10 protein-coding genes are annotated in these 12915 nt (G+C 70.7%); 6 read left to right on the top strand and 4 right to left on the bottom strand.

All coding sequences use genetic code 11. The features are described 5' to 3' along the window. Positions 1-24: 24 nt before the first annotated feature. Together ACWEKR_RS28850 and ACWEKR_RS28845 are read left to right on the top strand one after the other, a co-directional pair. Positions 25-819 (top strand): enoyl-CoA hydratase/isomerase family protein, encoded by a 795-nt coding sequence (locus tag ACWEKR_RS28850; protein WP_452357115.1) that lies wholly within the window; start codon positions 25-27, stop codon positions 817-819. A gap of 92 nt (positions 820-911) precedes the next feature. After that, complete coding sequence (locus tag ACWEKR_RS28845) at positions 912-2165, top strand: class I adenylate-forming enzyme family protein (protein WP_452357114.1); 1254 nt, start codon at positions 912-914, stop codon at positions 2163-2165. Between the two features lie 7 nt (positions 2166-2172). On the opposite strand, the gene ACWEKR_RS28840 is transcribed toward ACWEKR_RS28845, so the two are convergent. Then, positions 2173-2919, bottom strand: coding sequence for a tyrosine-protein phosphatase (locus tag ACWEKR_RS28840; protein WP_452357113.1), 747 nt, complete (start codon positions 2917-2919; stop codon positions 2173-2175). Between the two features lie 415 nt (positions 2920-3334). Here ACWEKR_RS28840 and ACWEKR_RS28835 point away from each other — a divergent pair, with 415 nt between their 5' ends. Continuing rightward, positions 3335-3817: a TetR family transcriptional regulator gene (locus ACWEKR_RS28835; RefSeq protein ID WP_452357112.1), complete on the top strand. Its 483-nt coding sequence runs from the start codon at positions 3335-3337 to the stop codon at positions 3815-3817. 43 nt (positions 3818-3860) lie between these two features. Next, positions 3861-5039: an amino acid deaminase/aldolase gene (locus ACWEKR_RS28830; RefSeq protein ID WP_452357111.1), complete on the top strand. Its 1179-nt coding sequence runs from the start codon at positions 3861-3863 to the stop codon at positions 5037-5039. Here the strand turns inward: ACWEKR_RS28830 and ACWEKR_RS28825 are convergent. Next, on the bottom strand, positions 5009-8386 hold the full coding sequence (locus ACWEKR_RS28825; protein ID WP_452357129.1) for an AAA domain-containing protein: 3378 nt from the start codon (positions 8384-8386) through the stop codon (positions 5009-5011). The genes ACWEKR_RS28830 and ACWEKR_RS28825 overlap by 31 nt on opposite strands. 116 nt (positions 8387-8502) lie before the next feature. Next, positions 8503-10290: a DEAD/DEAH box helicase gene (locus ACWEKR_RS28820; protein WP_452357110.1), complete on the bottom strand. Its 1788-nt coding sequence runs from the start codon at positions 10288-10290 to the stop codon at positions 8503-8505. Positions 10291-10352: 62 nt separating this feature from the next. On the opposite strand from ACWEKR_RS28820, the gene ACWEKR_RS28815 reads away from it, so the two are divergent. After that, positions 10353-11207: a carbon-nitrogen hydrolase family protein gene (locus ACWEKR_RS28815; protein ID WP_452357109.1), complete on the top strand. Its 855-nt coding sequence runs from the start codon at positions 10353-10355 to the stop codon at positions 11205-11207. Positions 11208-11219: 12 nt separating this feature from the next. Next, positions 11220-11843: a phosphoribosyltransferase gene (locus ACWEKR_RS28810; protein WP_452357108.1), complete on the top strand. Its 624-nt coding sequence runs from the start codon at positions 11220-11222 to the stop codon at positions 11841-11843. Positions 11844-11849: 6 nt separating this feature from the next. Here ACWEKR_RS28810 and ACWEKR_RS28805 read toward each other — a convergent pair whose 3' ends face one another. Beyond that, positions 11850-12374 carry a gamma carbonic anhydrase family protein gene (locus ACWEKR_RS28805; RefSeq protein ID WP_043731092.1) on the bottom strand — a complete coding sequence of 175 codons (525 nt, stop codon included), beginning with the start codon at positions 12372-12374 and terminating at the stop codon, positions 11850-11852. Positions 12375-12915: the final 541 nt, after the last annotated feature.

The following is a 12915-nucleotide window of genomic DNA, read 5'->3' as shown; positions in this document are numbered from 1 at the left end:
AGATCGACCTCGTACGCTGACCGGATGAGTGAAACGAAGGCCACCCGCCTGGAACGCGACTTCACCGACGGCGGGGCGGAGGTGGCGACCCTCACGCTCGCCCACCCGCCGCTCAACCTCTTCGATCGGTCGATGCTGGACGCCCTGATCGCCGACGTCGCCGAGCTGTCGGCGCGGCCGCCGCGCGCCCTGCTGCTGCGCGCCGAGGGCAAAGTGGTGTCCGGCGGCGTCGACGTGCACGTCTTCGACGGCCTGACCCCGGAGCAGGGCGCCGAATTGTGGCGCAAGTTGTTCGCGCAGATCATCCACCCGCTGGAGGCGCTGCCGTGCCCGGTGGTGTTCGCCGCGCACGGGTTGACCCTGACCGCCGCCTTCGAGATCGCCCTCGCCTGCGACATCCTGCTCGCGGCGCCGAAGGCGAAGTTCGGGTTGGTGGAGATCGTGGTCGGGTTGACCCCGTCGATGGGCGGTCCGCAGCGTCTGGCCGAACGCGCGGGCTCGGGCCGGGCCCGCGAGTTCGTGATGACCGGCGACCTCTACGACGCGGCGACCATGGCCGAGTGGGGCGTGGTCAACGCCGTGCACGAGGACATCGACGCCGCGGCGCGCGCGCTGACCCACCGGCTGGCCGAGGGCCCCACGAAGGCCAACGCGGCGACCAAGAAGATCATCGAGGCCTGGCGTTCCGGTGGTGTGGCACATGCGGATTCGGTGACGCCCGAGGTGTCCGGGATGTTGTTCGACACCGAGGACCTGAAGGGCGGGGTGCGCAGTTTCCTCGAGCAGGGTCCGGGGAAGGCTCGCTACGCGGGCCGGTGACAGCTGGGACACGTTCATCGCCTATTCCAGCGAAGTTGTGACATGCGTCATATAGTCGCAGTGCCTGATACCTCGAGGCACGCGGAGGACGAATGTCGCAGTTGCTCGTCGAATATCCCCTCACCGGCCCGCACGCCTGGGACAACCCGCTAGCCCGGGGCGCCGACGGAGTGCTGCGCTACGGAAACCTGACGCCCGCCCTGACCGAACTCCTGGATCTGCAAGTGCACGCGTTCGGTACCCGCGAAGCCGTCGTCGAGATCGGCGGCCCGCGCCTGACCTACCGGGAGTTGTGGCACTCGGCCTCGCGGATCGCGGGCGGCTTGCAGGAGCACGGGATCGGATACGGCGACCGGGTCGCCGTCCACATGCCCTCCGGCGTCCGGTGGGTGCAGGCATTCCTCGGCGCCTTGCTCAGCGGCGCGGTCCCGGTGCTGGTGCACGACGGCCTGCCCGAGGCGGTGGCCGAGCGCGTGATCGCCGACAGCCGTGCCGATTTCGTGCTCGGCCATCAGGGCGCGGAGACCGAGCTGCCCGACGGCGCCGCCTACATCGATGACGGAGCGGCGCTGGGCGACCTGGCGCTGCTGTCCTACACGAGCGGGACGTGCACGCCCAAGGGGGTGGAGCTGACCAACGAGAATCTGCTCTCCGCCGTGCGCTCGGTGGTCGCGGCGCTCGACCTGCCGACCGACGGCCTGCGCAACCTGGTGCTGCTGCCGTTGGCGCACGCCAGCGGCTGCGTGGACCAGCTGTTGCCGACCTTCGCCGTCGGCGGCACCGTGGTCCTCACCCGGGACATCCACGGCATGGCCGAGGCCATCACCACCGAGCGGATCGACATGGTCTCCGCGACTCCGCGGATCTTCGCGGGCCTGCTGCCCGAGCTCGCGCAACTGCGCGCCGAGGGGCTGTGCACCGAGGGCATCGCGCGGATCAGCAAGGCCGGTCATCGGGCCGAGCGCGCCGCGTCGCCGGTCGCTCCGGTCGACCTCACGGCCGAACTGCGCGGCGTGTTCCCCGCCGCCCGGCAATGGTCGGTGTGGGGCGCGACCGAGACCAGCGGGATCGGCCTGGCGGTAGACGACGCCGAGCGGGCGGACTCGTCCGACGCGGCCGCGGTGCTCGGTTTTCCGTTCGGCGGAACGGAATTGGCGCTGTGGGGCCCGCGCGCGCGGGCGGGGCACGGCGAGTTGCTGTGTCGCGGGCCGAATGTCACTCCGCGCTACTGGAACGACCCCACCACGACCGCGGCGCGATTCACCGGAACGTGGTTCCACACCGGCGACCAGGTGACGATCGACGCCGACGGTTTGGTGCGCAGGGGCGCGGTTCCCGCCGAATGACGCGGGCTCACTCCAGCATTCGTTCGCGCAGCCGCGCGAGGAGAGCGGGCGTCAGCCCGATGGCGGCGAGATAGCCGTCCAGACCGCCGTGCAGCTCGCGCATCGACGCGGTGGCGATGTCCAGGTATTCGTCGCGCACGCCGAGCAGGTCGATCGAGAGTTCTTCCCCAGCCAGGAGTTTCGTCGTCATGAGAGCGCGCAGCGCCGGGACGGCGCCGTTGCTGAGCAGGTAGTCGGCCTGGACGTCGGCCTCGATGACGCCCACCGCGCGCAGCAGCGTCGCGACGGCCCAGCCGGTGCGGTCCTTGCCCGCCGCGCAGTGCACCAGCACGGCGCCTTCGCCCTGCAGGACGGACTCGGCGAGCGAAGCGATGGCGGCGTGCGCCTCCGGCAGCGCCGGGAACATCCGGTAGACCTCGAGCATGTGCGCGTAGGCGGTCCGCGCGGTCGCCTCGTGCGGCGGGGCCTCGGCCATCCTGGAGTCGAACGGCGTGATGGTCAGCCGGACGTCCGCGGGCAGCCGGTCGGCGCCGATGTGGTCGATCTCGCGTTGTCCGCGCAGGTCGTGGACCGCGCTGACGCCCAGTTCGCGCAGCGCGGCATGGCCCGCGTCATCCAGGCCGCTGAGCTGAGCCGAGCGCAGCAGGACGCCGGGACGCACCTTGGCGCCGTCGTCGGTGCGCAGCCCGCCGGTGTCGCGGAAGTTGAACGTGCCGGAGAGAAAGTACTGGTCGGCGGGGGGCGAGAGAGTCACCGATCCAGGCTATCCGCCGCGCGGAACGAAGAGGTGTCGATAGTGGATCGGACCTCACACGATAGGCTGACCGCTTTGGGCGGTTTCACTGTGGTATTTGCCACAGGATTTGGGTTGCCGACCGCCTGGACCGTACCGTTGTCCATGGTCTGCCGAGCGGTGACGGGACGCCGAGATCCACCGTCATAGCGGGATTTTCCGGACGACACGGCAGGATCGCATACCGGTCCCGGTTGGGTAACAAAACATTCTTTCAGTCTGGAATTACCCATCGAACCCGTTCTCAAACCCTGAAAACGCTCTACCATTGATTAACGTTGGACCGGGCAGCCGAGGTGTTTCCCGATGTTGCCCGCCCTGTTCAGCGAGTCGCGCCATCGGAGGTGCGCGAGTTCTTTCGCCGAGGGAGTCGTCGTTGAGCGCACGTGGAGAAGTGATAACAGAGATCCGGCTACGACCCGCCGTCACGGACGCGGTCGAAGCGGCGGCCGCCACGCTCGACTACAAGGGCCTGCGCGCGCTGCGGGTGTTGCTGCACGCCGGGGTCAGTGCCTACTGGCCGCTGGTCAAGGCCACCCCGGGTAAGCAGATCAGATCGTACGAGATGACCTTGGAGGCGCTGCGCGCCCGCTGGGAGGTCAGCAGCGGCTGCTTCCCCGATCCGATCGCGACGGAGTTCTACCGTGAGAAGGACGCGGAGGTCACCGCGTTCCTGAAGCTGTGCGCCGAGCGATCGGGGACGCAGTGGCTGGAGCCGGTGGAGGCGATCGCCTGCAACGTCGTCTCGATCGTGCAAGGCACGGTGCTGCGCTGGCTGGCCGATTGCAACGACGAGACCATGCTGGTGGTGCTCGACGAGATGGTCAGCGGACTGGCCGCCAAGGCCGCGGAGATCTGACAAATACTGGACGTTTGACCAACTTGGTGGTTGAGTTGTCCTGGTGACCGAGACGTCGCCGATCGCGGGGCTGCACGCGGCCACCGCCGACTTGGACCCGCCGCTGGCCGCCCTCCACCTGCCCACTGTGCGCGCGAACGCCGCCGATCTGGTGCGCCGCGCCGCAGGCACTCCGGTGCGTGTGGCCAGCAAATCCGTGCGCTGCCGCGCCGTGCTCGCCGAAGTCCTCGGCGCCGATCTCACCGCCTCCGGCGGTTTCGCCGGCATCATGTCCTACTCCCTGCGGGAAGCCCTCTGGCTCGTGCGCCACGGGGCGCGCGACGTGCTGCTCGGCTATCCCAGCGTGGACCGCGCGGCGCTGGCGGAACTGGGCGGCGACGACATCGCCCTGCGATCGATCACGCTGATGATCGACGATGCCGCGCAACTCGACTTGATCCGCGCCGCCGTCGGCACCGAGCGGGTGCGGCCACGGGTCTGCCTGGACGTGGACGCGTCGCTGCGCATCGGCCCGCTGCACCTCGGTGTGCGCCGCTCGCCGATACGCACGCCGCAGGAGGCCGCTGCCCTGGCGGGCGAGTCCGTGCGGCGTGGTTTCGACGTGGTGGGCGTGATGACCTACGAGGCGCAGATCGCGGGACTGCCGGACACCAACCTCGCGGTGCGCTTGGTGAAGCGGGCGTCCGCGGCGGAGATCCGCAAGCGCCGGGCCGAGGTGCTCGACGCGGTCCGGTCCGTGACCGGCAAGCTGGCGATCGTCAACAGCGGCGGCAGCGGATCCATCGAGGTCAGCGTCGCCGATTCGGACGTCACCGAGGTGACCGCGGGGTCCGGTCTCTACGTGCCCACGCTGTTCGACGGCTACCGGTCGTTCACCCCGCGGCCCGCGCTGTATTTCGCGATGCCTGTGCTGCGCAGGCCCGCGTCCGATATCGCCACCGTCTTCGCGGGCGGCTACATCGCGTCCGGCCCCACCGGAGCGTCGCGGGTACCCAAGCCGGTGTGGCCGCGCGGGCTGAAGCTGCTCGGCACCGAGGGCGCGGGCGAAGTGCAGACCCCCCTGTCGGGCGGCGCGGAACTCGGGGTCGGCGACCGGGTGTGGTTCCGGCACGCGAAGGCAGGCGAATTGTGCGAGCGGTTCGACACCGTGCATTTGGTCGACGAGGACGGTTCCCGCGTCGGCGTGCCGACCTATCGCGGCGAGGGCGTCTGCTTCGGCTGACCGGCGTCGGTCAGCCGCAGGAACGCGCCGAGATCGGCGAGTTCGTCCGTGGTCGCGGGCAGATATTCGGTGAGCAGTGGTGAGCGGATCACGATCGCCTTCCACATGGCGCGGCACAGGGCGTGCACCAGGCCGCGCGACAGCAGTGACGGCATGCCGTAAGGAGCGTCGGCGGGGCTCGAGGTCGTCATGGACAGCAACACCACGGCCGCCTCCCGGCCGCGGAAGCGATCCGGGGTGCCCACCAGGACGTCTTCGATCTTGGCGCGGGCCAGCAGCGTCCGGATGCGCCCTACCTGGGCCGCGTACGGCGCCACCACGAAGATGTCGTGCGGGTGCAGTCTGCGGGTGGTAGCGCCGATCGTCCAGGACATGCCGAGTAGGGCGCGGACCCGGCGCACCACCTCGCGCGCCTCGGCGGGCGAGGTGGTGGCGTTGCCGTAATGGTCCACCAGGACGGTGTCGACGCCGGGCTGCTCGCCGTCCAGCCGCCGGGCCAGCGTGACCGTCTCGTTGGCCCGCAGCCGGCCGTCGTAGTACAGGCGGGAGACCGGCGCGCAGACCGCCGGGTGCATCCGCCAGGTGCGGTCCAGGAAGTAGCCGCGCTCGGTGGGCAGCGTCTGACGTCCCTCGGCCAGCCAGCCGAGCACCGATTCACCGACCGGAGCCGGGTGGGCGCCGCGGGCGCTCGTGGCCACCGGATCGCCGAGCAGCAGCAGATTGCGCGCGCTCGCCGCGACGGACACGGTCTCGGCCAGCGGGAAGCGGCCGGCGTCGGCGATCACGAGCAGGTCCAGGCCCGCGCGCGGCACCGTATTCTCGTCCGCGAAATCGGCCGGGCCGCCGCCCAGGACGCACCCGCTGATCGCGTTGTCCAGGAATCGCGGGTAGCGGGCGGCGTCGATCACCACCCACTCCGGGGCGACCGTCGCCGCGTCCTTCTTGGCGACCAGTTCCGGCAGTACGCCCGCCCGCACGACCGCGTCGAGCAGGTTCTCCACGGTGGCGGATTCGTGCGCGACGACGCCGATCCGCCACTTGTTCCGCGTGATGAGCCGCTCCAGCACGCGGGCGGCGGTCGCGGTCTTCCCGGTGCCCGGTGGGCCCTGCACGGCGACGTAGGAGTGGTCGAGGGCGCACAGCGCGGCCGTGATCGCCGCGGCGTAGTCGCCGTGCACCTCGGGCAACCGGGCGTCGCCGTGCAGCCGGGGCGGGCGGCGCGCCAGGATGTCGAAGACGGCGGCGCGCGGCGTGTCCGGCAAGGTCATCAGCAATTGCTGCGCCGCGAGCTCGATGGCCGATGCGGCGTTCTCGTCCCATTCCGGCAGCCCGGGCGCGATCGCCGAGGGCAATTCGTCGTACGGTTCGCACCCCTCGGGCAGCGATTCCTCCAGCCGGACGGTGTCGTCGAACTCGGCGTCCACCGAGCAGCCGAGAACCGTGGCCGTCGCGGTGGCCCGCCGGCCCGCAGCGGTGACCATGCCTGCCGGCATCGGCTGGTCGTAGAAGGTGTAGACGGTGGTACCGGGAGTGAGCGCGCTCGCGCCCGGCGCGCCGCTCGACCCGGTGCCGATCCGCCCGGTCAGGGTCAGGTAGCGCCGCATCGCCGGACGATCGGGGCGGCGATGCCACTTGGTGTCGACCGTGCCCCAGTCGGCGACCAGGACTCCCGGCGCGTCGGCCCATTCGTCCACCGGATGGCTGAGCCGGTCGGCGTGCGCCCACCACAACGGCTGCCGTTCGCGGCGGTGGTAGCCGAGCGCGGCGGCCGTCAGCGCGGCGGGATGCAGCGGATCCCCCTGCGCGGCGGCGTATTCCGCGAGCGCGGCCTCCAGGGATGACGGCCGGGACGACGGCGGCGGTGCGGCCGCGCCGGGGATCGCGGCGGTGGGCCCGGCCTCGGCGGGCATGGCCCGCGGGGCGACACGCTGCTCGGCCGCACGATCGAGCAGCCAATCGCGCAGCCGCAGCACGGTGCGGCAATCTGGTTCGTCGGACGTATCGGCCGGGCCGGGAAGCAGTCGGCGCAACCCGCTGAGCCGGTAGGACGACTCGCCGACGAGCAGCGCGCCGCGCACGATCGGATACAGATCGACCAGAACACCCCCGCACAGCAGTCCGTCCACCAGTTCCTCGTTGACGCCATGCCGTCCGGTGCACCGCAGCAGCGCCGTGCGCACCGCGGCGGAGTAGTGGTACACGTGCAGGTCCGGAGAGATCCGGCGACGCTGGGTCAGATAGTCCAGCACCTGCTCGAGCACCCGGCGCTCCGCGGCCGCGGCATGCCGGGGGTCGGTCGAACCGCTCGGCCCGCGCAGCGAGAGATGCACCGTGTCCGGGCCGCCGATCTCCACGACGAGCGGAGCCCGGCCGCCGCCGGCGATGGTGAGCGAGAGGTCATCGGGGGACGGCGCGGGCAGCGCCCCGAGCGCGGCCGCGTCGAGCAGCGCGTGCGTGGGCGTTCCCGAAAGCTCCCGTCGCAACTGGATTTCCGCCTGGCGGCGCAACGCGGAGACCGTCCGCGGCGGCACACCGGGCACCGCGGCATCGGTGGTGGCCAGCCGGTCGATGGTGGTCACCCCCGCTTCGCGCAGCCGGGCGCGGGCGGCGGACGGCATGCCTGCCACGAGCAGCAGGTCACGCGCGGCGGACAGGGCGTCGGTGCAGGTACGGCAGCGGCCGCAGGCCGGATAGCGGGGATCGCCCCACTGCACGGGCAGCAGTTCGCCGAGCTTCTCGTCCACGATCCGTTCCACCCGCCGCCTGCGCGCCCGATACAACGGAAGAAGTTCGCTCAGCGCCCGGGCGCTGCTCTCCGCGCCCCGATGCAGCCGGACCAGCGGCGCGGTGAGCGCGCCCGAGCGGTCGAGGGCTTCGGCGCAGGCGGCGAGCTCGAGCGCGGCGGCGACCCGGTCCGCCGTCGTGGGCGCGATGCCGTGCACGGTGTAGCGGACCCGATGTTCCGCCCGCACCAGGAACTCGGCGGCACAGTGGAATCGGCCGTCGAAGAAGGCCGCGCCGTGCACCACGTGGGCGCCGGAGCGCAAAGCGGTGACCGTTTCGGCGTGCGCGGCGGTCAGTGCCGCGACATACCGGCCGGGATCGCTCGGATCGTCCGGGGGCCGGTCGAGCTCGACCACAGCGCCGCCGAACCGCGTGCGGTAGTCGTCGAGCAGGCGTTGCCGGACGTCATCGGTTCCCGGCGCGGGCTCGTCTCCCGGTGCGGCGCTGCGGGGTTCGGCCGGGATGGTGCCGATTTCGGCGTCGAGGGCGCGCAACAGCGCGAACTCGCAGTGCGCCGCGCGGACGAGATCGACGGTGGTGCAGACGACACGATCACCGAACACGAACAAACGCGGCCCTCCTGTGTCTTCGCGGGACACCCGCTGCCGGCGTGCGCCGAATTACACACGGACCGCAACACTGTAGCTAGCGCGCCTGACCTCGGCCTACCCTCCCCGGCTCAGGACCGTGGCTTACGGCGCTCCGGCCGCTTGCCGCCTTCGCGCTCCCGGCGATGGCCGCGGCTGAACGTGCGAGTCTGCGGCGGGCCCTGATCCAGTTGCAACTGGATGAGCACACCACTGATCCGGGTGCGCCGCAACGCCTCCAGCGTCTCCTCCGGCAGCTGGGCGGGCAGTTCCACCAGGCTGTGGTCGGGACGGATGCTGATGTGCCCGAAGTCGCTGCGGCGCAAGCCGCCTTCGTTGGCGATGGCGCCGACGATCGCGCCGGGCACCACGCGGTGCCGCTTGCCCACACTGATCCGGTAGGTCGCCAGCTCGGTTCCGGTGGCACGGTGGTGGGCACCGCCGACCGGCTCGTCGAAGCGGCGGGTAGGCCGCTCGCGCGTGGTCCGGTCGCGCTGCGGGCGCTCCACCGGCTCCGGTTCGGGCTCCATGAAGAAGTTGTCGCCGTCGTAGGAGCCCACCGCCAGCGCAGCGGCGATGTCGGCCAGCGGGATGTTGTGCTCGCGCTCGTAGTCCTCGATCAGCTTGCGGAACAGCGGCAGGTTCGCCGAGGTGAGGTTCTCGGTGATGGCGTCGCCGAACTTCGTCACGCGCTGGGCGTTGACGTCCTCCACGCTGGGCAGCTGCATCTCGGTCAGCGGGTGGCGGGTGGCCCGCTCGATCGACTTGAGCAGATGCCGCTCGCGCGGCGCGACGAACAGCAGCGCCTCGCCGCTGCGTCCGGCCCGGCCGGTGCGGCCGATGCGGTGCACGTAGGACTCGGTGTCGTGCGGGATGTCGTAGTTGACCACGTGCGAGATGCGGTCCACGTCCAGCCCTCGGGCGGCCACGTCGGTGGCGACCAGGATGTCCAAGGCGCCGGACTTGAGCTGTCCGATGGTGCGTTCGCGCTGATTCTGCGCGATGTCGCCGTTGATCGCGGCGGCGGAGAAACCCCTGGCGCGCAGCTTCTCGGCGAGTTCCTCGGTGGCCTGTTTGGTGCGTACGAAGATGATCATCGCCTCGAACGACTCCACCTCCAGCACCCGGGTGAGCGCGTCCAGCTTGCGCTGATGCGAGACCAGCACCCAGCGCTGGGAGATGTTGGTGGCCGTCGAGGTCTTGGCCTTGACCGTGATCTCCACCGGATCGTGCAGGTACTGCTTGGAGATCTTGCGGATCGCGGCGGGCATGGTCGCGGAGAACAGCGCCACCTGCTTGTCCGACGGAGTGTCGGCGAGGATGCGCTCGACGTCCTCCTGGAAGCCCATCTTGAGCATCTCGTCGGCCTCGTCGAGCACCAGGTACTGCAGCTGCGACAGGTCGAGCGTGCCCTTCTCCAGGTGATCGATCACCCGGCCCGGAGTGCCGACCACGACGTGCGCGCCGCGGCGCAGGCCCGACAGCTGCACGCCGTAGCTCTGCCCGCCGTAGATGGGCAGCACGTGCAGCCCCGGGATATGCGCGGCGTAGCGGCCGAACGCCTCGGCGACCTGGATCGCGAGCTCTCGGGTCGGGGCGAGCACGAGGGCGCGCGGAGTGCGGCCGGTGGCTTCGAGCCCCATCAGGATCGGAATGGCGAACGCGGCGGTCTTGCCGGTGCCGGTCTGCGCGAGACCGACGACGTCGGCGCCGGAGAGCAACGGGGGAATCGTCGCGGCTTGGATAGGCGACGGCGATTCGTAACCGACATCGGCGATGGCCGCCAGAATGCGGTCATCGATGCCCAGATCGGCGAAAGACGGGCCGTCGGTGTCCCTGTCGTCGTCGCCAGAAACGCTGTCGACCTGATTGGTACTCATTGACCAGCAGTTTACTGCCTCGTACTGGTCGTCCCGGCCACCGCCCCAATACGGTGAGACCTATGCAACTGGACAACTCGCCCGCGCATCGGGATTCGACGCCGGATCGGCTGGACGTGGCGGTCGTCCAGTTCGCCCCCTCGACCGACCCCGCGGCGAACCTCGCGACGGTGCGCGAGCACGTCCGCACGGCCCGCGAGCGCGGTGCGCGGGTGGTCGTCGCGCCGGAATACTCGATGTTTGCCGTGACCCGGCTCGACGAGCGGGTCGTCGCCGTCGCCGAGCCGCTGACCGGCCCATTCGTCACCGGCCTCGGGGCGATCGCGCGCGAGTTCGGCGTGTTCCTGGTCGCCGGAACGGTGGAGCAAGTCGCTCCCGGCGGCGACCGCATCCGCAACACCCTGGTCGTGCTCGGTCCCGACGGGGCCCTCGTCGCGCGCTATCGGAAGGTCCACCTCTACGACGCCTTCGGCCACCTCGAATCCGACGTGGTCGAGCCGGGTGCGATCGAAGCCCCTGCGACCTTCACGGTCGGCGATGTGATATTCGGCATGCAGACCTGTTTCGATCTGCGCTTCCCGGAAGGTGTGCGCCGGGTCGCAGCGGCAGGCGCGCAAGTGCTGCTGCTGCCCGCCCAGTGGATCCCCGGCCCGGCCAAGGTCGACCAGTGGACCACGCTGGTGCGGGCGCGTGCCATCGAGAACACCGTCTACGTCGCCGCCGCCGATCAGGCCGCTCCCCGGGGCGCGGGCGCGTCGATGATCGTGGACCCGGCCGGCGCGGTACTCGCCGAACTGGGCGACGAGCCGGGTGTGCTGACCGCCGGAATCGACCTGGGCTACCTGAGCGAGGTGCGCACCGCCAACCCGAGTCTCGCGTTACGTCGATTCTCGATCACCGAGCGCGGACCGGAGTAGCGTTCGGAATCGATGGTCTACACCGATCGGGCCTCGGCCGGTCACGCGCTGGGTGCGCATCTGGAACACCTACGCGCGGCGAATCCGCTGGTGCTCGGACTGCCGCGCGGTGGAGTGCCGGTCGCCGCCGCGGTGCGCGAGGTGATCGGCGGTGACCTCGACATCCTCCTGGTCCGCAAACTGGGCGTGCCCTGGCAGCCCGAACTGGCGCTGGGCGCCGTCGGCGAGGACGGGGTTCGGGTGCTGAATCCGGATGTGCTGGCGCACACCGGATTGACGCCGAAGAAAGTCGACTCGATCGAGGCGCGTGAACGCGCCGAGCTGGAGCGGCGCAGGCAGGTGTTGCGCGGTTCGGCGCGGCCGATCCCGCTGGAAGGGCGCACCGTGGTGATCGTCGACGACGGCATGGCGACCGGCGCCACGGTCGTGGTGGCCTGCCGGGTCGCGCGTCTGCACCGGCCCGCGCGCGTCGTCGTCGCCGTCCCGGTCTCCTCCACGGAGGCGATGCGCCGGGTCGCCGAGGAGGCCGACGAGGCGGTCTGCCCGTGGGTGCCGCGCTCGCTCGGCGGCGTCGGCGGCGCGTACCGGGACTTCCACCAGTTGGAAGACGCCGAGGTGACCGCGCTGCTGTGCTGACAGCGCTCAGATCTCGGCGATGCCCTTGCGGTGGCGCTGGGCCAGCTCGGCGTAGAAGCCCGGGTTGAGCTGCACCCACATCTGCGCCTGGGTGCCCTCGATCGGCCTTTTCACCTCGGCGGGGGAGCCGGCGGCGAGCACGCCGTCGGGAATCTCGGCCCCGGGTGGCACCAGCGAGTGGGCGGCGATCATGCTGCCCGCGCCGATCTTGGCCAGGTCCAGCACCGTGGTCCCGTTGCCGACGATGGCCTCGGCGCCGACCGCCGCGCCGTGGAAGACCACGCTGTGCGCGATCGTCGCGCCGGGCCCGATCTCCATCGGCACGTCCGGTGGCACGTGCAGCACCGCGTTGTCCTGGATGTTGGCGCGTTCCCGGATGACGATCGGCGCGAGGTCCGCGCGCAGCACCGCGCCGTACCAGATCGAGGCGCCCGCCTCGACCCGGACGTCACCGATCAGGGTCGCGGTCGGCGCGACGAACGCCGTCGGATCGACCTGCGGCCGTTTGCCTTCGAATTCGTAAAGTGGCACTCGTACACCGTAAACGGTGGTGTCGGATCATCGCCGGAGCGGCGTCGGGAACCGCCGAGCGGCTCGCGCCGGTCTCGATCCCAGAAGCGCCGAGTCCGGGATGCAAGCCGGAATGCGCTCCCGACCGCGGTGCCGCGATCCTTCGGCTGCGGTGTGCCGGTCCGCCACCTGGCGCGATCGTCCGGCCTCGGACGATGAGCACTCGGGGGCCAGGCGAGTCGGTCGCCGCGTTCGTGCGGACAGGCCGGTCCAATGGACACAGATGACTGATCGCCGCGTAACGGTCTGCGGCAGAAGCAGACCGAGCGTGCGGTCCGGTCGGCGTGTTTGTCACGCGTTCATCCGTTGTGCTACCGAGTGTCGGCGGGCGCTGGACCCCGCAACAGGCTGCTGAGATGTTCAGTGCCCGGCGAGGCGGCAGAAGCAGACCGGGCCGAGCGTGCTGTCCGGTCGGCGTGTTTGTCACGCGTTCATCCGTTGTGCTACCGAGTGTCGGCGGGCGCTGGACCCCGCAACAGGCTGCTGAGATGTTCAGTGCCCG

It is taken from the genome of Nocardia sp. NPDC004573 (assembly GCF_053602135.1).
The sequence above is the reverse complement of the archived record's forward strand: the minus strand, read 5'-3'. Positions and strand labels throughout refer to the sequence as shown.